This is a genomic window from Mesocryomonas lacus, from assembly GCF_055730105.2.
The window spans coordinates 573,774-597,589 of the sequence record NZ_JBUZWF020000004.1 but is presented as its reverse complement, the minus strand read 5'-3'; the positions used below and the strand labels follow the sequence as shown (position 1 = coordinate 597,589).

Annotated in this window: 22 protein-coding genes, 1 tRNA gene and 4 pseudogenes; 15 read left to right on the top strand and 12 right to left on the bottom strand. The window is 66.5% G+C overall.

Translation table 11 applies throughout. From position 1 onward, the window contains the following. Positions 1-20: 20 nt before the first annotated feature. From ACZLZQ_RS17065 to ACZLZQ_RS17055, 3 genes are read left to right on the top strand one after another with little or no spacing between them, the layout of a single operon-like run. A complete protein-coding gene (locus ACZLZQ_RS17065; RefSeq protein WP_472933242.1) occupies positions 21-1,007 on the top strand; it encodes an RluA family pseudouridine synthase in 987 nt (328 codons plus the stop codon). A 1-nt stretch (position 1,008) separates the two neighbouring features. Continuing rightward, complete coding sequence (locus ACZLZQ_RS17060; protein ID WP_472950384.1) at positions 1,009-1,704, top strand: HAD-IA family hydrolase; 696 nt, start codon at positions 1,009-1,011, stop codon at positions 1,702-1,704. Positions 1,705-1,735: 31 nt separating this feature from the next. Further along, positions 1,736-2,500, top strand: coding sequence for an ATP12 family chaperone protein (locus ACZLZQ_RS17055; RefSeq protein ID WP_472950383.1), 765 nt, complete (start codon positions 1,736-1,738; stop codon positions 2,498-2,500). A gap of 3 nt (positions 2,501-2,503) precedes the next feature. Here the strand turns inward: ACZLZQ_RS17055 and ACZLZQ_RS17050 are convergent, their stop codons facing one another. Beyond that, a complete protein-coding gene (locus ACZLZQ_RS17050; protein WP_472950382.1) occupies positions 2,504-3,646 on the bottom strand; it encodes an acyltransferase family protein in 1,143 nt (380 codons plus the stop codon). 428 nt (positions 3,647-4,074) lie between these two features. Between ACZLZQ_RS17050 and ACZLZQ_RS17045 the strand changes: the two genes are divergently transcribed. Then, complete coding sequence (locus ACZLZQ_RS17045; RefSeq protein ID WP_472950381.1) at positions 4,075-5,607, top strand: acyl-CoA carboxylase subunit beta; 1,533 nt, start codon at positions 4,075-4,077, stop codon at positions 5,605-5,607. Positions 5,608-5,622: 15 nt separating this feature from the next. On the opposite strand, the gene ACZLZQ_RS17040 is transcribed toward ACZLZQ_RS17045, so the two are convergent. The 5 genes from ACZLZQ_RS17040 to ACZLZQ_RS17020 all read right to left on the bottom strand — a co-directional run bounded on the left by ACZLZQ_RS17040 (position 5,623) and on the right by ACZLZQ_RS17020 (position 8,592). Then, positions 5,623-6,024, bottom strand: coding sequence for a hypothetical protein (locus ACZLZQ_RS17040; RefSeq protein WP_472933248.1), 402 nt, complete (start codon positions 6,022-6,024; stop codon positions 5,623-5,625). 5 nt (positions 6,025-6,029) lie between these two features. Further along, entirely contained in the window at positions 6,030-6,263 is a 234-nt protein-coding gene (locus ACZLZQ_RS17035; protein ID WP_472933249.1) for a DUF433 domain-containing protein, read from the bottom strand. A 79-nt stretch (positions 6,264-6,342) separates the two neighbouring features. After that, positions 6,343-7,122, bottom strand: coding sequence for a molybdopterin-dependent oxidoreductase (locus ACZLZQ_RS17030; protein WP_472950380.1), 780 nt, complete (start codon positions 7,120-7,122; stop codon positions 6,343-6,345). Further along, complete coding sequence (locus ACZLZQ_RS17025) at positions 7,122-7,934, bottom strand: cytochrome b/b6 domain-containing protein (RefSeq protein ID WP_472950379.1); 813 nt, start codon at positions 7,932-7,934, stop codon at positions 7,122-7,124. The genes ACZLZQ_RS17030 and ACZLZQ_RS17025 overlap by 1 nt, the downstream gene beginning before the upstream one ends. A 172-nt stretch (positions 7,935-8,106) precedes the next feature. Further along, positions 8,107-8,592 carry a YaiI/YqxD family protein gene (locus ACZLZQ_RS17020; RefSeq protein ID WP_472933252.1) on the bottom strand — a complete coding sequence of 162 codons (486 nt, stop codon included), beginning with the start codon at positions 8,590-8,592 and terminating at the stop codon, positions 8,107-8,109. A 188-nt stretch (positions 8,593-8,780) separates the two neighbouring features. On the opposite strand from ACZLZQ_RS17020, the gene ACZLZQ_RS17015 reads away from it, so the two are divergent. The 4 genes and pseudogenes from ACZLZQ_RS17015 to ACZLZQ_RS17000 all read left to right on the top strand — a co-directional run. After that, complete coding sequence (locus ACZLZQ_RS17015; RefSeq protein ID WP_472950378.1) at positions 8,781-9,605, top strand: DMT family transporter; 825 nt, start codon at positions 8,781-8,783, stop codon at positions 9,603-9,605. A 196-nt stretch (positions 9,606-9,801) separates the two neighbouring features. After that, positions 9,802-11,164, top strand: a pseudogene (locus tag ACZLZQ_RS17010) (acetyl-CoA carboxylase biotin carboxylase subunit); the annotation flags it as partial. A gap of 44 nt (positions 11,165-11,208) precedes the next feature. Then, positions 11,209-11,514 (top strand): annotated as a pseudogene (locus ACZLZQ_RS17005) (hypothetical protein); the annotation flags it as partial. 18 nt (positions 11,515-11,532) lie between these two features. After that, a pseudogene (locus tag ACZLZQ_RS17000) lies at positions 11,533-11,802 on the top strand (acyl-CoA carboxylase biotin carboxyl carrier protein subunit); the annotation flags it as partial. 3 nt (positions 11,803-11,805) lie between these two features. Here ACZLZQ_RS17000 and lipB read toward each other — a convergent pair. Further along, positions 11,806-12,564, bottom strand: a complete 759-nt coding sequence (gene lipB, locus ACZLZQ_RS16995; protein ID WP_472950377.1) for a lipoyl(octanoyl) transferase LipB — start codon at positions 12,562-12,564, stop codon at positions 11,806-11,808. A gap of 143 nt (positions 12,565-12,707) precedes the next feature. Here lipB and ACZLZQ_RS16990 point away from each other — a divergent pair. From ACZLZQ_RS16990 to mgtE, 3 genes are all read left to right on the top strand, one after another. After that, positions 12,708-12,792 (top strand) — tRNA-Leu (locus ACZLZQ_RS16990). A 181-nt stretch (positions 12,793-12,973) separates the two neighbouring features. Then, positions 12,974-13,654: an HAD-IA family hydrolase gene (locus ACZLZQ_RS16985; RefSeq protein WP_472950376.1), complete on the top strand. Its 681-nt coding sequence runs from the start codon at positions 12,974-12,976 to the stop codon at positions 13,652-13,654. Positions 13,655-13,810: 156 nt separating this feature from the next. After that, complete coding sequence (gene mgtE / locus ACZLZQ_RS16980) at positions 13,811-15,262, top strand: magnesium transporter (protein WP_472933256.1); 1,452 nt, start codon at positions 13,811-13,813, stop codon at positions 15,260-15,262. 16 nt (positions 15,263-15,278) lie between these two features. Here the strand turns inward: mgtE and ACZLZQ_RS16975 are convergent, their stop codons facing one another. After that, a complete protein-coding gene (locus tag ACZLZQ_RS16975; protein WP_472950375.1) occupies positions 15,279-15,962 on the bottom strand; it encodes a glutathione S-transferase family protein in 684 nt (227 codons plus the stop codon). Positions 15,963-16,275: 313 nt separating this feature from the next. Here ACZLZQ_RS16975 and ACZLZQ_RS16970 point away from each other — a divergent pair, with 313 nt between their 5' ends. The 4 genes from ACZLZQ_RS16970 to glnT all read left to right on the top strand — a co-directional run bounded on the left by ACZLZQ_RS16970 (position 16,276) and on the right by glnT (position 20,643). Beyond that, complete coding sequence (locus tag ACZLZQ_RS16970) at positions 16,276-17,184, top strand: class II glutamine amidotransferase (RefSeq protein ID WP_472950374.1); 909 nt, start codon at positions 16,276-16,278, stop codon at positions 17,182-17,184. A 35-nt stretch (positions 17,185-17,219) separates the two neighbouring features. After that, positions 17,220-17,906: a GltB/FmdC/FwdC-like GXGXG domain-containing protein gene (locus tag ACZLZQ_RS16965; RefSeq protein WP_472950373.1), complete on the top strand. Its 687-nt coding sequence runs from the start codon at positions 17,220-17,222 to the stop codon at positions 17,904-17,906. A 15-nt stretch (positions 17,907-17,921) separates the two neighbouring features. Next, complete coding sequence (locus tag ACZLZQ_RS16960) at positions 17,922-19,250, top strand: FMN-binding glutamate synthase family protein (protein ID WP_472950372.1); 1,329 nt, start codon at positions 17,922-17,924, stop codon at positions 19,248-19,250. A gap of 85 nt (positions 19,251-19,335) precedes the next feature. Beyond that, on the top strand, positions 19,336-20,643 hold the full coding sequence (glnT, locus tag ACZLZQ_RS16955) for a type III glutamate--ammonia ligase (protein WP_472950371.1): 1,308 nt from the start codon (positions 19,336-19,338) through the stop codon (positions 20,641-20,643). Between the two features lie 10 nt (positions 20,644-20,653). Here glnT and ACZLZQ_RS16950 read toward each other — a convergent pair whose 3' ends face one another. From ACZLZQ_RS16950 to ACZLZQ_RS16935, 4 genes and pseudogenes are all read right to left on the bottom strand, one after another. After that, positions 20,654-21,148, bottom strand: coding sequence for a cupin domain-containing protein (locus ACZLZQ_RS16950; protein WP_472950370.1), 495 nt, complete (start codon positions 21,146-21,148; stop codon positions 20,654-20,656). Between the two features lie 184 nt (positions 21,149-21,332). Then, positions 21,333-22,526: an MFS transporter gene (locus ACZLZQ_RS16945; protein ID WP_472950369.1), complete on the bottom strand. Its 1,194-nt coding sequence runs from the start codon at positions 22,524-22,526 to the stop codon at positions 21,333-21,335. Positions 22,527-22,807: 281 nt separating this feature from the next. Further along, positions 22,808-23,515: a GntR family transcriptional regulator gene (locus ACZLZQ_RS16940; RefSeq protein ID WP_472950368.1), complete on the bottom strand. Its 708-nt coding sequence runs from the start codon at positions 23,513-23,515 to the stop codon at positions 22,808-22,810. A gap of 144 nt (positions 23,516-23,659) precedes the next feature. Next, positions 23,660-23,807, bottom strand: a pseudogene (locus tag ACZLZQ_RS16935) (ABC transporter substrate-binding protein); the annotation flags it as partial. Positions 23,808-23,816 lie beyond the last annotated feature (9 nt).

The following is a 23,816-nucleotide window of genomic DNA, read 5'->3' as shown; positions in this document are numbered from 1 at the left end:
ACGAAGAAGGTATTGAGCGCATGGCGGTGGTCGAACAGATAAAGGTCGAAGAGGACGAGGCGGGGCTTCGCCTCGACCGCTGGTTCAAGCTGCACTATCCCGGCCTCGGTTTCGGGCACCTGCAAAAGCTGCTGCGCTCCGGCCAGGTCCGGGTCGACGGCGGCCGGGTGAAGTCGGACACGCGCATCGCGCCGGGCCAGATGGTGCGCATCCCGCCGATCGGTGCGGACGCCGCGCGCGGCAAGACCGCGCCTCTGACGACCAATCTTATGAAGGGCCGCGAGGACGACGACGTCCTGCGCCAGATGCTGATCTACGAGGACGAGAAGGTGCTCGTCTTCAACAAGCCCGCCGGCCTTGCCGTGCAGGGCGGCTCGGGCATTGCCCGCCATGTCGACGACATGCTGGAGGCCTGGCGCAACAAGCGCGGGGAGAAGCCGAGGCTCGTCCACCGGCTCGACCGCGACACCTCCGGCGTCCTCGTCGTGGCCCGCACGCGGAGCGCTGCCGTGTTCCTGACCAAGATGTTCCGCGAGCGCGATACCAAGAAGACCTATTGGGCGATCGTTAAGGGCGTGCCGGTCCCGAAGGAGGGGCGGATCTCGACCTACCTCGTCAAGGAGGAGACGCCGGACGGCGACCGCATGCGCGTCGCCAAGCACGGCGACCGCGGCGCCGACCACGCGCTGTCGAACTACCGCGTCATCGACCAGGCCGCGCAAAACTTCGCCTGGGTCGAGTTCGAGCCCTATACCGGCCGCACCCACCAGCTGCGCGTCCATGCCGCCCATATCGGCATCCCGATTCTCGGCGATCCCAAATACTTCGAGCACGACACCAACTGGGACTATCCCGGCGGCGTGCAGAAGCGCCTGCACCTCCACGCCCGGCGTATCGCCATCCCGCATCCCGACGGCGGTGTGATTGAGCAGATGGCGCCGCTGCCGCCGCACATGGTGCAAACCTTCAACCTCTTCGGCTTCGACGAGTCGCAGACCGGTGACTGAGATGAAGCTCGTCCTCTTCGACTGCGACGGCACGCTGGCGGACAGTTTCGGCCTGATCTGCGAGGCGATGCGGCTGACCTTCCTCGAGCACGGCCTTGCTGCGCCAGAGGATGCCGCGACGCGCGCGATCATCGGCCTGTCGCTGCACACGGCGATCCTGGATCTCGCACCAACGGCGCCGCCAGCGCTGATCGAGGCGATGGTCGCGAGCTACCGCACGAACTTCCGCGCCACCCGGGAGGATCCGGCGTTCCGCGAGGCGCTGTTTGCCGGCATCAAGCCAATGCTGGACGATCTGGTTCGCCGCAAGGATGTCCGGCTCGGTCTCGTCACCGGCAAGACCCGGCGCGGCGTCGATGCGGTGGTGTCGGCGCATGCGCTGGAGGGCATGTTTCAGGCCATCCGCACGGCCGACGACTGCCCATCCAAGCCGCATCCCGCGATGGTGCTGGAGTGCTGCGCCGAGCTCCGCATCGATCCGGCCGCGACGATCGTCGTCGGCGATGCCATCCACGACATCGGCATGGCGCTCGCCGCCGGCGCCGAGGCGATCGGCGTGCCCTGGGGCGCCGCCTCGCCGGAAATGCTGCTGGATGCTGGTGCCGCCCGCATTGCCGCCGACGTTCCCGATCTCGCCGCGCTCCTCGACGCCTGGATCGACGGACGCTGGTCGCCCGATCAGGCGGCCTTCGCCTGATCCCGTTCCCCTGACCGCCTGAGAAGACCCGATGTCCGATACCCCGAAGATCAGCCGCCCCGAGCTGCCGAAGCGCTTTTACACGGACGTCATCGTCTCTGCGGGCGAGCCGAGGTCACCGGGCGAGGGCGGGTTCACTGTCCTGCTCGACGGCCGGACGCTGCGCACGCCGTTGCGGCGGCCGCTGATCGTTCCGGCGCAGCGTCTTGCCGAAATCCTGGCGGTCGAATGGGCGGCGCAGGGCGAACGGATCGACCCCGCCACGATGCCGATGACCCGCCTCGCCAGCACGGTCATCGATGGTGTCGCCGACGACACAGCGGGCGTGCGCGCCGATCTCGCCGGCTATGTCGAGACCGACATGCTCTACTACCGCGCGGGCTATCCCGACCGGCTGGTCGAGCGCCAGCGCGCGCTGTGGGATCCGGTGGTCGCCTACGCCGAAAGCCGGCTCGGCGCGCGCTTCCTGCTGGCCGAGGGGGTGATGCATGTCGCCCAGCCGCCATCCTCCATAGCGGCTTTCCGTGCGTGGATCGATGCGGTCGAGCATCCGTTTGTGGTCGCCGCGCTGCACCAGATGACGACGCTGACCGGCTCGGCGCTGCTGCCCTACGCTTTTGCCGAGGGCCATCTGGACCTCGACGAGACCTGGGCCGCCGCGCATGTCGATGAGGACTGGAACATCGGCCTCTGGGGCACCGACGCCGAAGCCGAGGCCCGCCGCGCCAACCGCTTCGCCGACATGCGCACCGCCGCCGAGGTACTCGCAGCGCTGAAGGTCGGCCGAGCGGCCTAAGCCTTAAGTCCGCCGCGGTTCGAGCCCGGCGGAGCCCGACAGCGGCGGCGCGCCGTGCCCGGCGTTGAAGGCCGCGAGCAGGGGCCTCGACCAGGCGATAACCTGAAGTCCCACGACCGCGCTGACCACCGCCAGCATCGGCAGAGTGAGGAAGGTCACCAGGAACAGGTCGTCACCGTAATTGCCGAACACCCGGCGAAAGGCGATGCCGCTGAACTCGAACAGGATGGCATGGCTGCAGAAGATGAAGAACGTATAGGGTTCGAGCCAGGTGCAGAAGCCGGCGAAGGATGACCTGCGCACCCATTCCGTCAGACGCCAGAACGCCGCGGCCATCGTGATTCTCAACAGGATATCGAGGCTTGTGCGCAGGCTATCGTTCATCTCGCCGATCGGGACGCGGTCGATGCGCAGAGTGAGGTAGATGGCGGCCATTACGAGGAGGCCCCAGGAGAGCGGGCGGGCCATGCGGTCGATGGCCGCCTCGTCATTTCCGGCCACCCGCACCCACATGCCGATCGCGAAAAACAGCAACAGCGAGGGCCGCTGCAGGATCATCAGCGGATCGCCGAGCATGGTGAAGGCCAGGAGTGCGATCATCGTCGCCAGAGGCTTGCGCTGAAGGCCGAACAGCACCACCGGCGCCAGCAGAACGCAGACGAAGAGATCCCGCAGAAACCAAAGCGGCACCACCGCCGGCCACTCGGTCAGCGCCAGAAGCGCGTTGCCAAGGCCCAGCGGCGTTAGATCCGGCAGGTTGTCCCATTTGCCTGTGAGGATGCCGTAGACGACCAGCAGCGCCAACATCACGAGGTTCCATGCGACCAGCGGCACGACCAGCGTCTTGAACTTCGACGCATAGAGCTGCCGGGCGCCGAGCTTGCTGTAGGTCGACACGATGAGATAGCCGGACACCAGGCTCAGGAGTGACACCGAGCTGAGGCCGATGATCCGCGTCATCAGGAAGTAGAAGATATCGAACGCGCCCGCACTGCGGAGATAGACGTTGTCGGCGACGCCTTGCGGCACGTGCACGAAGGTCATGCAGACGATGCACATCGCACGTGCGATGCGGATCCGGTCGGAGAACGACGACCGAATTTTCGGCGTGGATTTCGGCAGGCCGGAAGCGGCAATCGCGCTCATGGGTGCGCCTTTCACATCTGACGCCCATGCAAGACCCGGTCGCGGCTCCTGCAGGGTTTGTTCCGGAGTGGGGGACAGGCGTGCCCCCGAACACCTCGCCTCGTCCGCTCTACGGACAAAGACCAAGATAATGACAAGGTCTAATTACTAATTGCTGCAGTGCGACATGGCCAGCCCAAAGTTGCGAATTGGCTCGTTTCGTTAACCTAAAGATCTTCGCGCCATTGATCCTCTGCGGTGCAAGTCTTTGAGATCGCGAGAGAATGCGCCGATCTTCTTGCGCCCGCATCAGCGTCGCTCTGGCGCAAAGGCGTGCCCATTTGAAGCGATCAGTAGGTCGAAAGTAGAGACCCAGCGAGGCTGCTGCCCCGTTCCGGGTCCTTAAGGCCCATGCTAGACCGACGGGGTCTAACTGCTGGGGCTCTGCCATGAAGGACGTCATTGTCGAACTCGAACGCCGCCGCGAGCGCGCTCGCCAGGGCGGTGGCGCGCAACGGATCGAGGCCCAGCACGCCAAGGGCAAGCTGACGGCGCGCGAGCGCCTCGCGGTCTTCCTCGACGAGAACTCCTTCGAGGAATTCGACATGTTTGTCGAGCACCGCTCCACCGATTTCGGCATGGAAGACAGCCGCATCGCCGGCGACGGCGTCGTCACCGGTTGGGGCACCGTCAACGGGCGCACCGTCTTCGTCTTCGCCAAGGATTTCACCGTCTTCGGCGGCTCGCTCTCAGAGGCGCATGCCGAGAAGGTGCAGAAAATCCAGGACATGGCGCTGCGCAACCGGGCGCCGATCATCGGCTTCTACGATGCCGGCGGCGCGCGCATCCAGGAAGGCGTCGCCGCGCTCGGTGGCTATGCCGAGATTTTCCAGCGCAACGTGCTGGCCTCCGGCGTCATTCCGCAGATCTCGGTGATCATGGGCCCTTGCGCCGGCGGCGACGTCTACTCGCCAGCGATGACCGACTTCATCTTCATGGTCCGCGACACCAGCTACATGTTCGTCACCGGCCCCGACGTCGTGAAGACCGTCACCAACGAGACCGTGACTGCCGAGGAACTCGGCGGCGCCTCGGTGCACACGCGCAAATCCTCGATCGCCGACGGCGCCTATGACAACGATGTCGAGGCGCTGCTCGAGATGCGCCGCCTCGTCGACTTCCTGCCGGCTTCCAACACTGCGGCGGTACCCGAGCTTCAGTTCACCCAGTCGGCGACCGAGATCGACCTCTCACTGGACACGCTCATCCCGGACAGTGCCAACAAGCCCTACGACATGAAGGAGCTGGTCCGTAAAACGCTCGACGAGGGCGACTTCTTCGAGATCCAGGAGGCCTTCGCCGCCAACATCGTCACCGGTTTCGGCCGGATCGAAGGGCGCACCGTCGGCATCGTCGCCAACCAGCCGATGGTGCTGGCCGGCGTCCTCGATTCCGACGCCTCGCGCAAGGCTGCCCGCTTCGTGCGCTTTTGCGACTGCTTCTCGATCCCGCTGGTGACCTTCGTCGACGTGCCCGGCTTCCTGCCCGGCACGGCGCAGGAGCAAGGCGGGCTCATCAAGCACGGCGCAAAGCTCCTCTTCGCCTATGCCGAGGCGACGGTGCCGAAGGTCACCGTCATCACCCGCAAGGCCTTCGGCGGCGCCTATGACGTGATGGCCTCGAAGCACCTGCGCGGTGACGTCAACTATGCCTGGCCGACGGCGCAGATCGCGGTGATGGGCGCGCGCGGCGCGGTAGAGATCATCTACCGCCGCGACCTCGCCGACACCGACAAGATCGCCGCCCTTACCAAGGCCTATGAGGACCGCTTCCTCTCGCCCTTCGTCGCTGCCGAGCGCGGCTATGTCGACGAGGTTATCCTGCCGCACTCCACCCGCAGAAGGGTCTCGCGCGCGCTCGCCATGCTGCGCAACAAGGATTTGAAGAACCCCTGGAAGAAGCACGACAACATCCCGCTGTGAGGGGATAGTGGGGCGTTACCTGCGATCGCGCCTGAACGGCCCGACTGGCGGCATCGGCGTTTGGACGGCCCGGCCGTCCACGACCTCGATCACCGTTCGGCTGCCGTCCCATGCCATCAGGACATGCTGACCTGGCCGGGCCCGCAGAATTGTGTCGGCTATGTCGTCGGCCCGTCCGAGGATGTCGGGCTGCCTGTTATGGGGAAGCGCGACGATTGCCAGGCCTCTGCCGGAAAGGTTCTGCTGGCTCGCGATGTTCTTGTCGTTGGTCAGAAGAACTGAAAAGCCGAGCCTCTCAAGCAGGGCAATCAACTGCCCGTTCCGAATGCCGAACCACTCACGCGGGAAGCGGCTCGCATCGATGCCGAGGTCTGTGAGCGCCGGGACGAGACGGCGCGGCACGCCTTCGTCGAGCATTACCTTCATGCCGCGGCAGCGGGCCGGATGAGGGCGGACGACGTCAGCTCCAGCACCCGGATCACATCGCTGCGGCAGAGCGACTCGTAGTCTTCCAGGATCTCATCGACGGTCATCCCGTCCGCGAGGTTTTCGAAAAGCACTTCGACCGGCACCCTCGTGCCGCGAAAGACAAGCGCACCGCCCATGATCTCGGGATCAGCGGTAAGGAGATCGTTCAGGCTCGGCTGCTGATCCATGGCAGTTCTCCGGGAATGTTGAACCTTCCCTTGAACCTACGCCCTCAGGGCAGCCGTTTCAAATCAAGCTGCGCGATGCTTAGATTCCTGCGAACCAGTCGTAGCCGTTGTCCTCCCAGTAGCCGCCGCGGCCGGAGCCGAAGCCGGCGAAGCTGTCGACGAGTTCGATGCCGGCGATGTATTTCGACATCTTGTAGCCGAGTTGGCGCTCGACCCGCACGCGCAGCGGCGCGCCGTTGGCGACCGGCAGCGTTTGACCGTTGAGGCCGTAGGCGAGGATCGTCTGGGCATGGTGGGCGTCGACGAGATCAATCGAGCCGTAGAACTGCACCGGCCCGGTGAAGCTGACGCCATAGCTGTCGAAGCAGTGGAAGACGACGAAGCGCGCCTCGGGCTTCACGCCGGCCGCGTCAAGGATGGGGCCAAGCGGCGTGCCCGTCCATTTGGCGATGCAGCTCCAGCCCTCGACGCAGTCGTGCCGGGTGATCTGGGTTCGCGCCGGCATCGCCCGGATCTCGTCCAGCGAGAGGCTCAGCGGTTTCTCCACCAGCCCGGTAACGGACAGGCGGTAGTCCTTGAAATTGTTGGAAACGTGCGTGAGGTAGGCCTCGTCCTGCGGATCGGTCGAACCGTTCGGACGCTGCGGCTGGCGGATCTCGCTCTCGGAGAATTCGGTGGCGAGGTTGTCGCTCCCGAGGAGCAGGCGCTGCGCCCGGTAGGTCAGCGAATTGGCGTATTCGAGCACGCTGCGCACATCGCTGCGGCCGGCAATATCGAAGCAGCCGCTGAGCGGCGCAGCGGCGGCGACCACGGCCGAGCCGGTGAGGAAGCGGCGGCGGGAAAGCTGCAGGGCGGCCATTACTTTGCCTCCGGATCGGTGCGGTACCAGCCGGTGACGATCGAGCGCAGCTCGTTCAGGGGACCGGCGGCGATCACCATGAGAATGTGGACGACGAAGAACAGGACGAGCGCCAGCATCACCAGGAAGTGGATCGTGCGGGCCGTCTGGCGGCCGCCGAAGACGTCGACCAGCCAAGGCGCGAAGGCGTTCATTCCCGGCGACATCGTGAGCCCGGTCAGGATCATCAACGGCAGTGCCACCAGCAGCACGCCGGCATAGGACAGTTTCTGCAGGACGTTGTATCTCCGGCCGTGGTGGAAGCGCAGCCGTGCGTGGTCGGCGACGTCCTGCGGCAGCTGCCGCAGATCGGTCGGCGTCGGCACCACGTCGCGGCGGAAGTGTCCGTTGATGATACTCGCCACCAGCCAGACCAGCAGCGTCGCGACCAGAATCCAGGCGAAGAAGAAATGCACCACGCGCCCGGTGCCGAGGTCGCGGTAGGAGGGGATGGTCATCCAGCCCGGAAAGGTCTTGCCCTCGAGATTGCCGTCGACCCAGATAGCGCCGAGCCAGCCGGTGGTGTCGAAGCGGTAGCCGAAGATTTCGGTGACGCCCCGCATGTTGGGCCCGTCGAAGCCGGCGCCGATGGTCAGAAAGGAATTGTCGAAGCCGAAGCCTGACTGGATGCCGAGATAGAGGTCCGGCCGCGCCATGAAGATCTGCAGGCCGGAGAGCAGCAGGAAGAACAGGCAGATCGCCCACAGCCAGTGCGTCACCCGCGTGCTGAGGAATTGCTTGTAGACCAGGGGTCCCTTGGGTCTTGCGGCCATGCTCGAAGGTCTCCGGCAGACCTTTTGCTGCCCTTCTTGTCATGATCGCAACCGGCGATCAGCGTCAAGCAGGGCGCCGTCACAAGCCGATGAGCCCGTTTACGATTTCGTGTGCGGCCAGCGCTGACGCGGTCCTAGGCGCCTGTCCCCAATCGCGTTTCAGCCATTTTAATCAGGTGCTTCGAGCGGCATTCCTCAGAGACCGGTCGAGGCTCTGGCGAAAGCGCGAGCGGTCGGCGGGGGTGAACACGGCATTGTAGCCCTTGCTCTCGCCGGTCTCGCGCAAATGCTGGCTGAAGGCCCGCATCGACAGCGCCGTGCCGATGCTCTCTGGCGTGAAATCGCGGCCATTGGAGTTCAGCACCAGCGCGCCTTTCTCCAGTGCGCGGGCGGCCAGTGGAATATCGGCGGTGACGACGACGTCGCCGCGCACCGCCTGCTCGACGATCCAGTCGTCGGCGACATCCGCCCCAGCGGTGACGGTCACAATGCGGGCAGAGGGATAGCGCGACGGCCGCATGCCGCCGTTCGACACCAGCACGCATTCCGCGCCATGCCGCTCGGCGATCTCCAGCGCCTCGTCCTTCACCGGGCAGGCATCGGCGTCGATGTAGAGAATGGTCACGTCGGCGGGTTCCTTGTGGGCTGGTTCTGACATAGCGGCCCCTTAAGCGTTCTGCCATGGTCGGGCATGGCCGTTTCCCCCGCGATTCCCGACAGCACGCCGTCCGAGATCAAGCTCGGCATCCTTCTGGTGACGCTCGCCGCCTTGCTGCTGCCGGTGCTCGACGCGTCGGCGAAATATCTCGGCGAGAACCACGGGCTGCCCGCCGTCGAGATGCCTTCGTGCGGTTCGCCCTGCAGGCGCTGCTCTCGCTGCCGCTGCTGCTCTGGCAGGAGGGCATCGGCGGGCTGCGGCCGAGCGATCTCGCCTTGAACCTCTTGCGCGGCGTGCTGCTGGCCTTCGGCAGCTACCTGTTCTTCAAGGCGCTGACCGCGATGCCGATCGCCGATGCCATCGCGATCTTCTTCGTCGAGCCGATGGTCATCACGCTCCTTTCGGCGCTGATGCTGAAGGAGACGATCGGCTGGCGCCGCTCGCTTGCCGTCCTCACCGGCTTCATCGGCGCCGTCATCGTCATCCGCCCGAATTTCGCGGTGCTCGGTCCCATCGCCACCTTGCCGGCGCTCAGCGCCGTCTGCGTCGCGGTCTACCTGGTGCTCGGGCGAAAGCTGTCGCGCGGCAGCTCGCCGCTCTCCATGCATTTCTACGCCGGCATCGGCGGCACGCTCTTCCTCGGCGCCGTTCTCGCCACCGGCGCCTGGCTCGCGGTGCCGGAACTCACGATGGTGATGCCGGTCGGCTGGCTCAGCTGGAGCCTCCTCTTCCTGATCGGGCTCGTCGGCATGATCGGCCATCTGATGTTCGGCTACGCCTACCGCATGGCGCCGGGCTCGGTGCTGGCGCCTTTCGGCTATTTCGAGATCGTCACCGCCACGCTTTTCGGCCTCGTCCTGTTCGGCGATTTCCCGGATGCGATGAAGTGGCTGGGCATCGCGATCATCATCGCCTCCGGCATCTACATCGTCTGGCGCGAAAGCATTGTCCGTCGGCGGGACCTCGATGAAGCCGGTCGTGCAACGCCGCTGTTCCCATCGACGCTGCCATAGAGCTGTTTTCTATCAGCGGCCTCGAGAAGTCTACTGATGTAAGATAAGAGGCGCCCTGACGACTTTCGGCGTCGGCAAGCAACGCTTTTTCGGTACAGTCTCAGCCCCGAGCAGCGTCGCGCAACTTTGGTCCGACTTGCCGAGCGCCGAACGACCGGCCAGAACTTGTCCGGTCGTGCCGCGCCGGAGAAAGTCCATGTTCCAGAAAATCCTGATCGCCAACCGCGGCGAAATCGCCTGCCGCGTGATCAAGACCGCGCGGCGGATGGGGATTGCCACCGTCGCCGTCTATTCGGACGCCGACGCGGACGCGCTGCATGTCGAGATGGCGGACGAGGCGGTCCACATCGGTGCGTCGCCGGCCACTGAGAGCTACCTCGTCGGCGCGCGCATCCTCGATGCCTGCCGGCAGGCCGGCGCCGAGGCGGTCCATCCCGGCTACGGCTTCCTCTCCGAAAACGCCGAGTTCTGCGAACGCCTGGAAGCGGAAGGCATCGTCTTCATCGGCCCGAAGCCCAAGGCGATCCGGGCCATGGGCGATAAGATCCAGTCGAAGCTTTTCGCCAAGGCCGCCGGCGTCAGCGTCGTGCCCGGCCATCTCGGCGTCATCGCCGATGCCGACGAAGCTGTGCGGATCGCCGATGGTATCGGCTACCCCGTGATGCTGAAGGCCTCCGCCGGCGGTGGCGGCAAGGGCATGCGCATTGCCTGGAACGAGGCCGAGTGCCGCGACGGATTCAAGCGGGCCCGGTCGGAAGCTGCGTCCTCCTTCGGCGACGACCGGCTCTTCGTCGAGAAGTTCGTCGTCGACCCCCGTCACATTGAGATTCAGGTGCTCGGCGACGCCCATGGCAACGTCATCCACCTCGGCGAGCGCGAATGCTCGATCCAGCGCCGGAACCAGAAGGTCGTGGAGGAGGCGCCCTCGGTGTTCCTCGACGCCGAGACGCGCGCCGCCATGGGGGCGCAAGCCGTCGCGCTCGCCAAGGCGGTCGACTACCAGAGCGCTGGCACCGTCGAGTTCATCGTCGATGCCAATCGGAACTTCTATTTCCTCGAGATGAACACGCGGCTGCAGGTCGAGCATCCCGTCACCGAGCTCGTCACCGGCATCGACCTCGTCGAGGAGATGCTGCGGGTTGCCGCCGGCGAGACGCTGCGCCTGACCCAAGACGACGTCCGCCTCGATGGCTGGGCCGTCGAGAGCCGGATCTATGCCGAGGACCCGTTCCGCAGCTTCCTGCCCTCGATCGGCCGGCTGACCCGCTACCGCCCTCCAGCCGAGGGGGCGCTCGGCGAGGCGACGGTGCGCAACGATACCGGCGTCACCGAGGGCGCCGAGATCTCCATGTTCTACGATCCGATGATCGCCAAGCTTTGCACCCATGCCGAAACTCGCGAAGGCGCGATCGGGGCGATGATCGCTGCCCTCGAGCGATTCGAGATCGGCGGCATCGCGCACAACATCCCGTTTCTCTCGGCGCTGATGCGCCATCCCCGCTGGCAGGAAGGGCGGCTGTCGACCGCCTTCATCGCCGAGGAATATCCGGAAGGTTTCTCCCGTCCGCCGCTCGGTGATGCCGCCCGCCGCCGCGCGGCTGCCTTGGCCGTCGCCATCGAGATCACCGAGCAGCAGCGTCTGGCCCGCCACGCTGACCGGTTGCGGCCGGCCGGGGCCGGGGCTTCGGCCTTCGAGGTGAAGATCGACGGCACCTACGTCGCCGTGCAGCTGGCGGGCCCTTCGGATGGCGCGGCGATGGCGCTGACGGTCGATGGAGTCGCCATGCTCCTTGCCGGCCGGCCAGTTCACGGCCAGCACCATGTCGCGCTCGAACTAGACGGCGTTCCGGTCTACGCGCAGGTCCGAACCTCGCCGAAGGGTGTTTCCATCCTCATCGACGGCTTCTGGATTGTCACCCGCACTCTGTCGCCCACTGTTGCCGCTCTCGACCGGCTGATGCTGGTCAAGCTGCCGCCGGATACGTCGAAACTCCTGCTCTGCCCGATGCCGGGGCTCGTCGTCTCGATTCTCGTGGCGGAAGGGCAGGCGGTGAAGGCAGGCGAGACGCTCGCCGTCGTCGAGGCGATGAAGATGGAGAACGTGCTGCGCGCCGAGCGCGATCTCGTCGTTGGCCCGGTCCGCGCCACCGCCGGCGATACGCTGGCGGTCGACGCGGTGATCATGGAATTCGCCTGATTCTCAAACGTCGACAGCAAGGGCCGCGTCGACCGTCGGCCCGAACACGTCCTCGAAGCTCTTGCGCAGGACCCGGTCGACATCCGGCATCGACACCGGCAGGCCGAGGTCGACAAGGCTGGTGACGCCGTGGACGCGGACGCCGCAAGGCACGATGCCGCCGAAATGGTCGAGGTCGGGATCGACGTTGAGGCTGATGCCGTGGAACGTCACCCATTTGCGCAGGCGGATGCCGATTGCCGCGATCTTGTCCTCGGCCATCCCGCCATCCGGCATCAGCGGTCGGTCCGGCCGCCGCACCCAGACGCCGACCCTGTCTTCGCGCCGCTCGCCGCGCACCTGGAAGCCATCGAGCGTTCCGATGATCCAGTTCTCCAGCGCCGAGACGAAGGCGCGCACGTCCTGCCGCCGGCGCTTCAGGTCGAGCATGACATAGGCCACCCGCTGTCCGGGGCCGTGATAGGTGTATTCGCCGCCGCGGCCGCTCGCATGCACCGGGAAGCGCTGGGGATCGACGAGGTCGCCGGCGTCGGCGCTGGTGCCAGCGGTGTAGAGCGGCGGGTGCTCGACCAGCAGCACCGTTTCCGGCGCCGCGCCTGAAGCTATTCCCGCCACACGGGCCTCCATGAAGGCCACGGCGTCGTCATAGCCGGTCAGGCCGTCGAAGATCAGCCATGCCACCGGCGGCGCGCCGGCAATCGAATGAAACTGCCGGGCTTCGACATCGAGGCGCGGCGAGGCGGGCAGGGGAAGAGCGTCCATGCCTCTATCTAGCGATCGTGGCGGCTGGGGAAAAGCAGGCCGTCGCGACGAATATCCAAGAAGCTGCGTAATTCGGCTTGTGCCCGTGCCGGGGGTTTGTTACATGCCCGCAGCCGGTCGGAAACGAGCGGTGAACACGGTGTGCGGCCGTGGCGGAATTGGTAGACGCGCAGCGTTGAGGTCGCTGTGGGGCAACCCGTGGAAGTTCGAGTCTTCTCGGCCGCACCAGTTTTCTCTGACGGGAAAACTCGAAGTGTTCGGTACATTCCGGTCTACCAACCGGAATGCCAGTGCAACAGAAAAGCCGGGTGTCTCACGACCCCGGCTTTCTGCATTTCGGGCCGGCGTGCATGAGGGTGCGTCGCCCTGTTCGGAGCGGCCAAGCGGCTGCCGGCGAAAGGACGATAGTTTGGCCTCGCATTTCCAGCATCCCCTGCGGGCGAAAGCCCTGATTTTCGACATGGACGGCACGCTGCTCCTGTCGGCCGCCGTGTTCGAGCGGATCTGGCGACAGTGGGGCGAGGAGAACGGCATGGACGGCGAGGCGATCATTGCCGTCGCGCACGGCCGCCGGATGATCGACACCGTGCGCGAGGTCTGCCCGCCCGGGCTCGATCCCGACGCTGTCGCTGCCGAACTGAGCCGTCAGGAGCGCGAGGATGTCGAGGGAATCGTCGCCATTGCCGGCGTGGAGCCCTTCCTTGCTTCGATTCCCGCCGACCGCTGGGCCATCGTCACCTCGGCCGACCTCGACCTCTGCCGCATCCGCCTCAAGGCCGCCGGCATCACGCCGCCGGATGTTCTCATCACCGCCGAGGACGTCACGAAGGGCAAGCCGGACCCGCAGGGCTATCTCGAGGCTGCCCGCCGGCTCGGCGTCGCGCCGGCCGACGCGATCGTCTTCGAGGACGCCCCGGCCGGCATCGCCGCCGGCAAGGCCGCCGGTTCCCCGGTTCTCGTCATCGCCTCCATGCTGAAGCCGGAGACCCTCGGCGGGGAGAACTGGAGCCTCGACTATACCGGCCTCTCCGTCTCCGTCGGCGCGGACGGCGATCTCACCATCGAGGCCGGCACCGCGCCGGCCGCCTAGCGCCGGAAAGCGCTGGAAGCACTGTGCACTGCCGGCCTTCCAGACTGCCGCTGCTGTTCTGAACGCTTCTCGCCGGGAAGCGGAAAAGCGGTTTCCTATTTCGGTTGCCATGTTCTAAGCCCATGCTGATTTGCAAGCGGCGTCAGGAGGGCGGCCATGGCTGAGCTGAAGCCCGAGAGCGACGCGCTGGACGCCCGCATCCCAGGCGTCGCGGTCCCCGAGACTGGCGAGGCGCGTCGCGAGATCTACGACGCCGACGGCGACTTCGATTCGGGCTTTCTGCACAGCGTCACCGAGGCGCTGTCGCGCGATGACGCCGAACACCTGAAGCAGGACGTCGGCTCGCTGCACGAGTCCGAGCTCGGCGACCTCCTGGAGCATCTGAGCCAGGACGATCGCCAGTCCCTCGTCCGCCTGATGGGCGACGAGTTCGACTACACCGCGCTCACCGAGGTCGACGAGGCGATTCGCCTGCAGATCGTCGGCGCGATGCCGAACGCGCAGATCGCCGAGGCGGTGCGTGAGCTCGATTCGGACGACGCGGTCTACATCCTCGAGGACATGGACGAGGACGACCGCAAGGAGATCCTCGACCAGCTACCGTTCCGCGAGCGTGTCCGGTTGCGTCGGGCGCTGGAATATCCGGACGAATCGGCCGGCCGGCGCATGCAGACCGAGTTCGTCGCGGTGCCGCCGTTCTGGACGGTCGGCCAGACCATCGACTACCTCCGCGAAGAGGACGGCCTGCCCGACAATTTCTCGCAGATCTTCGTCGTCGACCCCTCGTTCAAGCTGCAGGGGGCCGTCGATCTCGACCGGATCCTGCGCGCCCGCCGGCCGGAGACGATCGACGAGATCATGCACGAGACGCGCCATGCGATCCCGGCGGGCATGGACCAGGAAGAAGCCGCGCAGATCTTCGAGCAGTACGATCTTCTGTCCGCCGCGGTGGTCGACGAGAACGAGCGCCTCGTCGGCATCCTGACCATCGACGACGTCGTCGACGTCATCCAGGCCGAGGCGGAGGAAGATCTTCTGCGGCTCGGCGGCGTCGGCGACGAAGAGCTGTCGGACACCGTGCTGACGACCGTGCGTTCGCGCTTTCTCTGGCTCTTCATCAACCTCGGCACCGCGATTCTCGCCTCGCTGGTCATCGGCCTCTTCGACGCGACCATCGAGCAGATGGTGGCGCTGGCCGTGCTGATGCCGATCGTCGCCTCGATGGGCGGCAATGCGGGCACGCAGACCATGACGGTGGCGGTGCGCGCGCTCGCGACGCGCGACATCGACATCTACAATGCCGGACGCGTGGTGCGCAGGGAGCTCCTGGTCGGCCTCATCAACGGCGTCGTCTTTGCGGTGATCATCGGCGTCGTCGCCGGCCTCTGGTTCGAGAATGCCGGGCTCGGGCAGGTCATTGGCCTTGCCCTGATCATCAACATGATCGCCGCCGCGCTCGCCGGCATCCTCATTCCGCTGGTGCTGGACCGGGTCGGCGCCGACCCGGCCATCGCCTCAGGGACCTTCGTGACGACGGTCACCGACGTCGTCGGCTTCTTCGCCTTCCTGGGCCTTGCCGCCTGGTGGTTTGGCATCGGCGGCAGCTGACGCTGCCGCCGCCGGCTTACGCTGTGGCGCGGCGGTCCTCGGTCCAGGGTCCGACGGCGCGGATCTCATCCTCGTGCCCTTCCTCGCGAAAGGTTTCCGCTTCGGCCGCCGCCGTCCAGTCGCGCATGGCCGGCAGGTCGAGGAGCGTCGGCGCGTAACCGGCGGCGGCGCCGGTGATGACGAGGCCGAAGGTCTTGATGCGGAAGGCGACCGGCGCGAAGAAGGCGTCGACCGCGGTGAAGCTGTTCCCCGCAAGATACGGTCCACCGAAACGCGACAGTCCCTCGTTCCAGAGCGCCGACAGCCGGGCGAGATCGGCGGTGACCGCGGCGGAGGGTGAGGGCAGGCTGACCGTCAGCCCGACATTCATCGGACAGGCATTCCGCAGCGCCGAAAAACCCGAATGCATCTCGGCCGCTGCCGAGCGGGCGAACGCGCGGGCCTCCCGGTCCGCCGGCCAGACGGCGGCATGGCTCTCTGCGAGGTATTCACAGATCGCCAGCGAATCCCAGACCATCAGGCCGCCATCGTCGAGACACGGAACCTTGCCGGTCGGAGAGAAGTCGCGCGGCGGGGCGTCCGGGCCATAGGCGAAGGGCCGCATCCGCTCCTCGAACGGAATGCCCAGCGTCTTCATCAGCACCCAGGGCCGCAGCGACCAGGACGAGTAGTTCTTGTTGGCGATGTAAAGCGCGAGCATTGGCGTCTTCTCCGTGGGGTCCCGTGGGCATCCTTCGGTCGGGTGGCTCCATCCCTGCAACGGGAGATGATCCGGAGTCTAGAACACGTTGTTTGGGCTACTGCCTTTCGGGCGCAAACCGGGGGGGCGGCGACCTTCTGCGCGAGGGGGTGGGGCGGCGTAGTTCGGCGATGTCTGTGAAAGCGTAAGCTTAGCCTCACCGCCATGGAAGCGATTAGCGTATCTCCTCAGAGGAAACAGTATTTCTTCCCAGTTGAACTCTTTCCCTTGATTTGCCATACCTTGGGGATCGAACCTGGGGAAAGGCTTGGTCATGTGCGGCATCGTCGGACTGTTCCTGAAGGACAAGGCGCTGGAGCCGCAGCTTGGTGGTCTTCTCTCAGCCATGCTGGTCACGATGACCGACCGCGGCCCGGATTCGGCCGGCATCGCCATCTACGGCGCTCCCGTGGACGGCATGGCAAAGATCACCGTGCAGTCAGCCCGGCCGGACGCCGACTTTCCGGCGGTGGAGGCTCGCCTTGCCGAGCTGACCGGCGGGACGGCAAGCCTGACCCGCAAGAGCTCGCACGCCGTCGTGACGCTCGATCACCTGCATTTCGGTCCGGTGCGGGAGGCGCTGAGGCAATTTTCGCCGACGCTCCGCGTCATGGGCACCGGCGACAGCGTCGAGATCTACAAGGAGGTCGGCCTGCCACGGGATGTCGTCGCGCGCTTCGGCGTTGCGGGCATGGCGGGAACCCACGGCATCGGCCACACCCGCATGGCCACCGAATCCGCCGTCACCACCATGGGCGCGCATCCGTTCTCGACCGGTGCCGACCAGTGCCTCGTCCACAACGGCTCGCTGTCGAACCACAACAATCTCCGCCGCACGCTAGCGCAGGAGGGCATGACCTTCGAGACCCAGAACGACAGCGAGGTCGCCGCCGCCTACCTCACCGCCGAGATGGGAAGGGGCAAGGACCTCGGCGAGGCGCTGACCTCGGCGCTCGACGATCTCGACGGCTTCTTCACCTTCGTCGTCGGCACGAAATCCGGTTTTGGCGTTCTGCGCGACCCCATTGCCTGCAAGCCGGCGGTGATGGCCGAAACCGAGCGCTACGTCGCTTTCGGCTCCGAGTACCGGGCACTGGTCGACCTGCCGGGCATCGAGACCGCCCGCGTCTGGGAGCCCGAGCCGGCCACGGTCTACTTCTGGGATCACCGCACGGCCGCCTGAGCCTCTTTCTGCCCCGCGCGTTTCAAGGATCTGCCATGCCCGTCTTCGACCTCGCGGCCACGCCGCTGCGCGACCTGAACCAGGCGCTCCATGACCTCGCGCCTGGCGCCAACGATACTGCGTTTGAGGTGATCAACCCGCGCGGCAGCCATTCGGTGGCAGTCGGCATCGATGCGCCGGTGACGGTCACCGTCGAAGGCTCCGTCGGCTACTACTGCGCCGGCATGAACGATGGCGGCGCCGTCACGGTGCGCGGCTCGGCCGGGCCGGGAGTCGCCGAGAACATGATGTCGGGCACCGTTGTCATCGAGGGCGATGCCTCGCAATATGCCGGCGCCACCGGCCGCGGCGGCCTTCTCGTCATCCGCGGCAACGCCGCCTCGCGCTGCGGCATCTCGATGAAGGGCATCGACATCGTCGTCGAAGGCTCGATCGGCCACATGTCGGCCTTCATGGCGCAGTCGGGCAACCTCGTCGTCCTGGGCGATGCCGGCGAGGCGCTCGGCGACAGCCTCTACGAGGCCAGGCTGTTCGTCCGCGGCAGCGTCAAGAGCCTCGGCGCCGACTGCATCGAGAAGGAGATGCGGCCAGAGCACCTCGCCGTCCTCGAGGGTCTTCTCGCCAAGGCTGGCGTCGAGGGCGCCAGCGCCGGCGAGTTCAGGCGCTACGGCTCGGCCCGCAGGCTCTACACCTTCAACATCGACAATGCCGACGCGTACTGAGCTGAGGGAACCGTCATGAGCTATCAGAACCCGCCGACGCCGCCGCGCAAGTCCGCCACCTTCGACGACCACACGCTGGCCGAGATCCGCCGGGCAGCGGCGACCGGCATCTACGACATCCGCGGCGGCGGCTCGAAGCGCAAGCTGCCGCATTTCGACGACCTCCTGTTCCTCGGCGCGTCGATGTCGCGCTATCCGCTCGAGGGCTATCGCGAGCGCTGCGATACCTCGGTCGTGCTCGGCACGCGCTTTGCCAAGAAGCCGATCCACCTGAAGACGCCGATCACCATCGCCGGCATGAGCTTTGGCGCTCTGTCCGGCAATGCCAAGGAGGCGCTCGGCCGCGGTGCGACGCTCGCCGGCACCTCGACCACCACCGGCGACGGCGGGATGACCGACGAGGAGCGCGGCCATTCCGAGGTGCTGGTCTACCAGTACCTGCCGTCCCGCTACGGCATGAACCCGCGGGATCTGCGCCGCGCCGATGCGATCGAGATCGTCGTCGGGCAAGGCGCCAAGCCCGGTGGCGGCGGCATGCTGCTCGGGCAGAAGATCTCGCCGCGCGTCGCCCGCATGCGCAACCTGCCGGAGGGGATCGACCAGCGCTCGGCCTGCCGCCATCCCGACTGGACCGGGCCGGACGACCTCGAGATCAAGATCCTCGAGCTGCGCGAGATCACCGACTGGCAGAAGCCGATCTACATCAAGGTCGGCGGTGCCCGGCCTTACTATGACACCGCGCTGGCGGTGAAGGCGGGGGCGGACGTCGTCGTGCTCGACGGCATGCAAGGCGGCACGGCGGCGACGCAGGACGTGTTCATCGAGAATGTCGGCCAGCCGATTCTCGCGTGCATCCGGCCGGCGGTGCAGGCGCTGCAGGACCTCGGCATGCACCGCAAAGTGCAGCTGATCGTCTCCGGCGGCATCCGCAACGGGGCCGATGTCGCCAAGGCGCTGGCGCTGGGCGCGGACGCCGTCGCCATCGGCACCGCCGCGCTCGTCGCCATCGGCGACAATGATCCGAAATGGGAGGCGGAGTACAACGCGCTCGGCACCACCGCCGGCGCCTATGACGACTGGCACGAGGGCAAGGATCCCGCCGGCATCACCACGCAGGATCCGGCGCTCGCGCAGCGGCTCGATCCGGTCGCGGCCGGCCGGCGCCTCGCCAACTATTTGAAGGTGATGACGCTGGAGGCGCAGACCATCGCCCGGGCCTGCGGCAAGAACCACCTGCACAATCTCGAGCCCGAAGACCTTTGCGCCTTGACGCTGGAGGCCTCGGCGATGGCGCAGGTGCCGCTCGCCGGCACCAGCTGGATCCCCGGCAAGGGGAATTTCTAGAGCTTCGAACCGGCGGCCGGCCGCTTCGGGGGGAGCGACCGGACCACCGTCCCTCCGCCCACCGCAGCCGATCCAGGGGACCGCCATGACCACCGATCTCTCCGCCTACGCCGCCGAGCGCGGCATCAAGTACTTCATGATCAGCTATACCGACCTCTTCGGCGGACAGCGCGCCAAGCTGGTGCCGGCGCAGGCGATCGCCGAGATGCAGGCGAACGGGGCGGGGTTCGCGGGCTTTGCCACCTGGCTCGACCTCACCCCCGCCCATCCCGATCTCTTCGCGGTGCCCGACGCGTCCTCGGTGATCCAGCTCCCCTGGAAGAAGGACGTCGCCTGGGTCGCCGCCGACTGCGTGATGGAGGACGCCCCGGTCGAGCAGGCGCCGCGTGTCGTCCTCAAACGGCTGGTGGGCGAGGCGGCGGCCATGGGCTTGCGGGTGAAGACCGGCGTCGAGGCGGAGTTCTTCCTGATCACGCCGAAGGGCGACCGGATCTCCGACGAATACGATACGGCCGGCAAGCCTTGCTACGACCAGCAGGCGGTCATGCGCCGCTACGACGTCATCGCCGAGATCTGCGACGCCATGCTGGAACTCGGCTGGGAGCCCTACCAGAACGACCATGAGGACGCGAACGGCCAGTTCGAGATGAACTGGGCCTATGACGACGCGCTCGCCACCGCCGACAAGCACTCCTTCTTCAAGTTCATGGTGAAGTCGATCGCCGAGAAGCATGGCCTGCGCGCCACCTTCATGCCGAAACCCTTCGAGGGGCTGACCGGCAATGGTTGCCACTGCCATGTCTCGGTCTGGAATAGCGACGGCACGGTCAACGCCTTCGCCGACAAGGCGATGCCTTTCGGCCTGTCGGCGAAGGGGCGGGAGTTTCTCGGCGGCATCATGCAGCACGCCTCGGCGCTCGCCGCGGTCACCAATCCAACCGTCAATTCCTACAAGCGCATCAACGCCCCGCGCACCATCTCCGGCGCCACCTGGGCGCCGAACTCGGTCACCTGGACCGGCAACAACCGCATCCACATGGTCCGTGTCCCTGGACCCGGCCGCTTCGAGCTGCGCCTGCCGGACGGGGCGGTGAACCCCTATCTCCTCCAGGCCATCATTCTCGCCGCCGGCCTTGACGGCATTCGCAATGCGGCTGATCCCGGCCCGCACCACGACATCGACATGTACCGCGACGGCCATACAGTCACCGGTGCGCCGAAACTGCCGCTGAACCTTCTCGACGCCTTGCGCGCCTTCGAGGCCGACGAAGGCCTGCAGCAGGCGATGGGACCCGCCTTCTCCACCGCCTATCTGAAACTGAAGCACGGCGAATGGACCAGCTTCTGCAGCCACTTCACCGCCTGGGAGCGCGACACCGCGCTCGACGTTTAATGCCGCCGCTTCAGCCTTGCGGGTGCTTGTGGATCGGGTCGACCCAGTAGACTTCCTCCGGCTTTTCCACCGGGTCGACATCACTGATGTTGACGACCACGGCCTCATTGTCGGAGCGCACGAGGACGCATTGCAGCGGCTGCGCGGGGTCGGCGTTGATTTCCTGGTGCGGCACGTAGGGCGGCACGAAGATGAAGTCGCCGGGCTCGGCTTCGGCAACGAATTCCAGCCGGTCGCCCCAGCGCAGTCGCGCTCTACCGCTGACGACGTAGATCACGCTTTCTAGCGCACCGTGATGGTGGACGCCGGTCTTGGCATCCGGCGCAATGCTCACCGTGCCCGCCCAGATCTTCTGCGCACCGACGCGGGCGGCGTTGATCGCCGCCTGGCGGAACATGCCGGGCGTCTGCGGGGTGTTGGCGTCCAGCGCATCGCCCTTGATCACGCGAATGCCATCGTGCTTCCAGCGCGGCTCGTGGTCCGAGTGCGGGTGATCGTCGCTCATCCAGGTCTCCTTCGTCACGCTGCGGCGGGAACGGCCGCCGCGATGGCAGGGATGCTCTCACGTTTCAGGGTCGTCGCGAACTGGCTTGCGCCTCTTGCTGCGCGCTGGAGAACCTCCTGCCGCTGCAGCGTTTCCGGACCGGCGCTCCACAGTGTACGGCGAGGTGGGTCCCCGGACGATCGGCTCACGAGCGTTTCAGCTTCGGCAGGAAGACCGTCGCGACACCGAGGATCGGCAGATAAGAGATCACCCGGTAGACGAAACCGATGCCGTTCGTATCGGCGATCGTGCCGAGCAGCGCGGCGCCGAGCCCGCCAGCGCCGAATGCGAAGCCGAAGAAGATGCCGGCGACGAGGCCGACCCGGCCCGGCAGCAGTTCCTGTGCGAAGACGACGATGGCCGGGAAGACCGAGGCGAGGATCAGGCCGATGGTGACGCTCAGGACGCCGGTGAAGAAGAGGTTCGCATAGGGCAGCATCAGCGCGAACGGGATGACGCCGAGGATCGAGAACCAGATCACGAAGCGCGCGCCATACCGGTCGCCGATCGGCCCGCCGGCAAAGGTGCCGACCGCCGCCGCGCCGAGAAACAGGAACAGCATCAGCTGCGCGTCGCGGACGCTGAGCCCGAAGCGATCGATCGTGTAGAAGGTGAAGTAGCTCGAGAAGCTCGCCATGTAGACGTTTTTGGTGGCGGTCAGGAGGATCAGGATGCCCAGCGCCAGAAGGACGTCGCCCCTCGGCAGCGGCAGAGCGCGGCTCGCGGCCGGCCGGCCAGCATTCGTGCGCCGGTGTGCGGCGTACCAGCGGCCCGTCCAGGTCAGGATGATCATCCCGGTGAGCGCGATGCCGGCGAACCAGGCGATGCTTTCCTGGCCGTAGGGCAGCACGATGAAGGCGGCGAGCAAGGGACCCACCGCCGTTCCCGCATTGCCGCCCAGCTGGAACAGCGATTGCGCAAAGCCGTGCCGGCCCCCGGAGGCCAGCCGGGCGACGCGCGACGCCTCGGGATGGAAGATCGAGGATCCCAAGCCGACGAGGCACGCGGCGCCGACCAGCGTGGCGAAACTGCCGGCATGCGCGAGTAGCACCAGCCCGACCAGCGTGCTGGCCATGCCGACGGGCAAGGCGTAGGGCATCGGCCAGCGATCGGCGACAACGCCGACAGCCGGCTGCAGCAGCGAGGCCGTCACCTGGAATGCCATGGTCAACAGGCCGATCTGCACGAAGTCGAGGCCGTAGTTTGCCTTCAGCAGCGGGTAGAGCGAGGCCAGCAGCGACTGCATCACGTCGTTCAGCAGGTGGCAGCCGCTGACCGCGAGGAGAATGGAAAGCGTGGCCGTGCCAGCCCGCGCTGGAGCAATTGCGATCGTCGACATGCCCTGCTTCCCTTCGCCCCCGCTGCGCCACGCGATGGCGGAGCGGTGCGGTCTGATGGCCTTGCGGCAGCAACCCGCGCTTGCAGGATAATCCGTTTACCGATTTACCGCGGCTTAGGCGAACGGATGCGCCGGTGCAACTGGCTGAGTGTCGCAGCGCTGCCATTGGCCGGCGTTGGACTCGCCGAGACTTTAGGCGAAGCGGCGGGGGAGGTCGGGGCTATCGGCGGGGCTCCACAGCGGGCACGGCGCCACCCTCGATGATCGGCCGCTTTCCTTCTTTACGGAGTGCGGCGGCTGAGCAGCGCCACGGCGATGCGGGATGCGTTCGAGACGTGCTGCGCGGCCGCCGCGGTCGCGTCGTTGCGGTTCCGGGCGCGGATGGCGGCGATGACCCGGTCCATCTGGGCGGGCCCCTCGACGTCGCGGTGCTCGGTCTTGATCGTCATCGAGCGGAGATGGTTGATCCGGGCGGTGAGGGAACTCACGATGTTCCAGGCAATGTCGCACTCGGCCTCCTCGAACAGGACGCGGTAGAACTCGCTGGTTTCGGCAAGGACCTGTCGCATGTCGCCGGCGGCGTAGGCCGCGCGGATCTGCCCGAGGATGACCTCCAGCTTGTCGGCTGCCGCAGCGCCGCGGCGTTCGGCGCAAATGCCGGCCGCCAGCCCTTCCAGGGCACCGCGGATGTCGTAGATCTGGCGTGCCTCCTCGAGCGAGGTTTCCGCGACGATCGGGCCGCGCTGCGCGACGTTCGACACGAGGCCTTCCGATTCGAGGTGCCGGAGCACCTCGCGGACGATCGTCCGGCTGACACCGAGCTGCTCGCAGAGGTCGCGCTCGACCAGGCGCTCCCCCGGCTTGAAGTATTGCTCCAGGATCGACTCGCGCATCTTCTCCAGCGTCAGTTCCCGCAGCGTCCGCTGGGGACGCTCGACGCGCATGCTCGCCATGCGTGAACTGGGTGTCGCGGACGCTGCTTCCGTCATGCTGCTGTCGTTCCCTCGGTCGAAATTCGTGTCGCAAGCCGACTGTATCAGCAGAAGACATGCGTGGCTTGCGGATCGAAGCCGAGCCAGACGGCGCGGGCTCGGGCGTGGTCTTGGGAGACGACGCACGAGTGCTTCTGTCCGTTACTGCACGTGCCAGGCGTACCATCGCGTGCCGATCTCATCGCGATGTTCAGCCCAGTAGGCCATGTCCGCGTTGACTTGGCTGGCGGTTTGCCGATCGGGCAAGGTCTTTGATCGCTGGATTCATAAGGGCCAGCGAGTCGAGAGAGGCGAGGAG

Excerpts from the sequence above, each read along its gene's own strand:
- ACZLZQ_RS17065 (WP_472933242.1), top strand. The coding sequence starts at position 21 with ATGGCGGTGGTCGAACAGATAAAGGTCGAAGAGGACGAGGCGGGGCTT.
- ACZLZQ_RS17060 (WP_472950384.1), top strand. The coding sequence starts at position 1,009 with ATGAAGCTCGTCCTCTTCGACTGCGACGGCACGCTGGCGGACAGTTTC.
- ACZLZQ_RS17055 (WP_472950383.1), top strand. The coding sequence starts at position 1,736 with ATGTCCGATACCCCGAAGATCAGCCGCCCCGAGCTGCCGAAGCGCTTT.
- ACZLZQ_RS17050 (WP_472950382.1), bottom strand. The coding sequence starts at position 3,646 with ATGAGCGCGATTGCCGCTTCCGGCCTGCCGAAATCCACGCCGAAAATT.
- ACZLZQ_RS17045 (WP_472950381.1), top strand. The coding sequence starts at position 4,075 with ATGAAGGACGTCATTGTCGAACTCGAACGCCGCCGCGAGCGCGCTCGC.
- ACZLZQ_RS17040 (WP_472933248.1), bottom strand. The coding sequence starts at position 6,024 with ATGCTCGACGAAGGCGTGCCGCGCCGTCTCGTCCCGGCGCTCACAGAC.
- ACZLZQ_RS17035 (WP_472933249.1), bottom strand. The coding sequence starts at position 6,263 with ATGGATCAGCAGCCGAGCCTGAACGATCTCCTTACCGCTGATCCCGAG.
- ACZLZQ_RS17030 (WP_472950380.1), bottom strand. The coding sequence starts at position 7,122 with ATGGCCGCCCTGCAGCTTTCCCGCCGCCGCTTCCTCACCGGCTCGGCC.
- ACZLZQ_RS17025 (WP_472950379.1), bottom strand. The coding sequence starts at position 7,934 with ATGGCCGCAAGACCCAAGGGACCCCTGGTCTACAAGCAATTCCTCAGC.
- ACZLZQ_RS17020 (WP_472933252.1), bottom strand. The coding sequence starts at position 8,592 with ATGTCAGAACCAGCCCACAAGGAACCCGCCGACGTGACCATTCTCTAC.
- lipB (WP_472950377.1), bottom strand. The coding sequence starts at position 12,564 with ATGGACGCTCTTCCCCTGCCCGCCTCGCCGCGCCTCGATGTCGAAGCC.
- mgtE (WP_472933256.1), top strand. The coding sequence starts at position 13,811 with ATGGCTGAGCTGAAGCCCGAGAGCGACGCGCTGGACGCCCGCATCCCA.
- ACZLZQ_RS16975 (WP_472950375.1), bottom strand. The coding sequence starts at position 15,962 with ATGCTCGCGCTTTACATCGCCAACAAGAACTACTCGTCCTGGTCGCTG.
- ACZLZQ_RS16970 (WP_472950374.1), top strand. The coding sequence starts at position 16,276 with ATGTGCGGCATCGTCGGACTGTTCCTGAAGGACAAGGCGCTGGAGCCG.
- ACZLZQ_RS16965 (WP_472950373.1), top strand. The coding sequence starts at position 17,220 with ATGCCCGTCTTCGACCTCGCGGCCACGCCGCTGCGCGACCTGAACCAG.
- ACZLZQ_RS16960 (WP_472950372.1), top strand. The coding sequence starts at position 17,922 with ATGAGCTATCAGAACCCGCCGACGCCGCCGCGCAAGTCCGCCACCTTC.
- glnT (WP_472950371.1), top strand. The coding sequence starts at position 19,336 with ATGACCACCGATCTCTCCGCCTACGCCGCCGAGCGCGGCATCAAGTAC.
- ACZLZQ_RS16950 (WP_472950370.1), bottom strand. The coding sequence starts at position 21,148 with ATGAGCGACGATCACCCGCACTCGGACCACGAGCCGCGCTGGAAGCAC.
- ACZLZQ_RS16945 (WP_472950369.1), bottom strand. The coding sequence starts at position 22,526 with ATGTCGACGATCGCAATTGCTCCAGCGCGGGCTGGCACGGCCACGCTT.
- ACZLZQ_RS16940 (WP_472950368.1), bottom strand. The coding sequence starts at position 23,515 with ATGACGGAAGCAGCGTCCGCGACACCCAGTTCACGCATGGCGAGCATG.